Here is a 2,387-nt window from a genome sequence, read left to right on the forward strand (position 1 = left end):
CGAAACGATCCAGGAAACATGTGACAAGTTGGAGAAGTCGCATGCTGCCCTGAAAGAGGCGCACGACAGGCTCACCTTCGTAACCAGCCACGATCAGATGACGGGGCTCCTTAGCCGCGGTGAATTCATCGTAAGGATGGACAAAAGCCGCGATGAAGGAGAATGCGACACGCTTCTCCTGATCGATCCAGATCACTTCTCCTCGATCAATGACGAGCACGGACATTCCAAGGGTGACGAGGCTCTGGTTCGGATCGCGAAGGCGCTCGTCTATACGACCCGCCCCGGGGACTCAATTGGCCGCCTTGGTGGGGAAGAGTTTGGGGTCTTGCTACGCAACGTGCGCAAAGAGCAGGCGATTACCATAGCGGAGAACATCCGTCGGCTTGTCGAGGGGGGGCCTTGGGTCAAAGGGCAACAAAATGGCGTGAGGGTGACTGTCAGCATCGGCGGTGCGGAAATCCCTCATAATGCAGATCCTCAGGATGTCCTCCGTGCTGCGGGGCGGTGCGTATTTGCAGCGAAAGCTTAAAGCGAAACAGCGTGGACGAAACCGCGTTTCGTTCGACCAGGAGGCAGCCAAGTTGCGAGTCATAACACCGTAGCCGATCTCGCTTGGGACAGAGTGATGGAAAAAGCACTCGGTGGTCTGGTTGTGCTGACAGTTTTAGGTGCGGCGGTGGCCATTGGTGCGTTGTTCGCGACATCGACCGCGGTCCTGTACCATGAGCAAAAAGAACCATCAGGCCTGTTTGAGTGCCTTTATTTCACCGGAACAGGCATGGATTTGACTTATTCCAAGACCCACTGCGAGCGGTTTGTGACCCTGGCAAATGGCGTCGCCGTTAGCCAGCCATAGGGTCGGTGAATTCCTGGTCAAATTGATCCAGTGCGGGAGGGCGGGGGCCACTACGAATAATTGCCATATCGGAGTTCGAGCGCGTTCGCTATCCGTTCGCATAGAAGCTCACCCATACTGATCCCTAGGTGGAGACGAAGACGCCTTCCTTCTGCATCCACCACCGTGACTGCGGCCCCATGGTCACTATATTCGGCGAGTTCAAGGACATTGTAGACTATGAAGTCAGGCGTCTCGTCCGTCCTGCGGTGCGAATCCCTCACTGCTCCCTCCCGATCTGCGTTAGTCTGCCATTGGAGGACGGCCAGGAAGGCCAAGCCTCCATCGACCGGCCCGTGTCTAGGTTTTCCTCAAGACCTCCGCCGTACCATAGGCGCAAAACGAGACTGAGGCGAGCAGCTTGGCGCGCTCAACAGCTCTGTCGCGCAGCACCGAGGCTGCCTTGGCAACATCTGCCCTGAGTTTGCTTAGATCTCGATCTCGCAGAGAGCGTATAGCGGATTGCCTCGGCAAGCTTCGTCTTCTGGCTGATCAGACCGAGCTTCTCGCGCAACCGGCTCGAGCTCGGCTAGGATCAGCCGGCTCCTTTCCTGGCGCACCGCACGACGTGCGTCTGCCGGTTGGCCGCGGATATCTTCCTCGACGTGGTAGAGCACTGCGATGCGCCGGAGCGCTTCGCTGGCGATCGGCGCCGGACCGGCTGCGCATAGAGCTCTGCGATGCGCCGGAGCGCCTCGCTGGCAATTGGCGCTGGGCCGGCTGCGGCGAGCTCATAAAAGCGTCGGCGCACATGTGCCCAACAAAAGGCGAGCGTGACACCGCTTTTGTCGGCCAGCACGCGATAGCCGCCATAGCCGTCGACCTGCAAGATCCCGGTGAAGCCTGCGAGATGAGCGATCGGACGCTCGGCCTTTCGATCCGGCGCATAGACATAGGCGACGCCCGGCGGGTCGCCGCCATTCCATGGTCGGTCATCGCGGGCATAGGCCCAGAGTTGGCCTGTCTTCGTCTTGCCGCGGCCCGGATCGAGCACCGGCGCGGTCGTCTCGTCGGCGAAGAGTTTTGGCGAGGACTTCAGCTTGCCAAGCAGCCGCTCGTGCACCGGACGCAGATGCCAGGCGGCGCGGCCGACCCAGTCGGCGAGCGTGGACCGGTCAAGATTGATGCCCTGCCGGGCGTAGATCTGCGCCTGACGATAGAGTGGCAGGTGGTCAGCATATTTGGACACCAGCACCTGAGCGACCGTCGCCTCGGTTGGCAGACCGCCCTCGATCAGCCGGGCGGGCGCCGGAGCCTGAACGACCACATCCTCGCAAGCCCGGCAGGCATATTTGGGCCGCCGCACGAGGATCACGCGCAGTTGCGCCGGTACGATGTCGAGCCGTTCGCTCACGTCTTCGCCGATCCGATGCAACCCATTGCGGCAGCACGGGCAGGCATGGTTCTCGATGTCGACGACCATCTCCACGCGAGGAAGATGCGCCGGCAGCGAGCCACGGTTGGCCCGACGTTTGGCAGTCTTTGCCAG

The 2,387-nt window shown here is 60.8% G+C and carries 2 protein-coding genes and 1 pseudogene; 2 read left to right on the plus strand and 1 reads right to left on the minus strand.

Annotated features, from left to right (window positions below; all coding sequences use genetic code 11):
• A partial coding sequence (locus DH08_RS12695; RefSeq protein ID WP_210328711.1) for a GGDEF domain-containing protein occupies positions 1-532 on the plus strand: 532 nt, incomplete at its 5' end.
• A gap of 96 nt (positions 533-628) precedes the next feature.
• A complete protein-coding gene (locus DH08_RS12700) occupies positions 629-859 on the plus strand; it encodes a hypothetical protein (RefSeq protein WP_192179639.1) in 231 nt (76 codons plus the stop codon).
• A gap of 493 nt (positions 860-1,352) precedes the next feature.
• Here the strand turns inward: DH08_RS12700 and tnpC are convergent.
• Positions 1,353-2,387 (minus strand): annotated as a pseudogene (gene tnpC / locus DH08_RS12705) (IS66 family transposase); the annotation flags it as partial.

Origin of the sequence: Mesorhizobium amorphae (assembly GCF_014843845.1) — a bacterium.
Classification (GTDB): domain Bacteria; phylum Pseudomonadota; class Alphaproteobacteria; order Rhizobiales; family Rhizobiaceae; genus Mesorhizobium; species Mesorhizobium amorphae_A.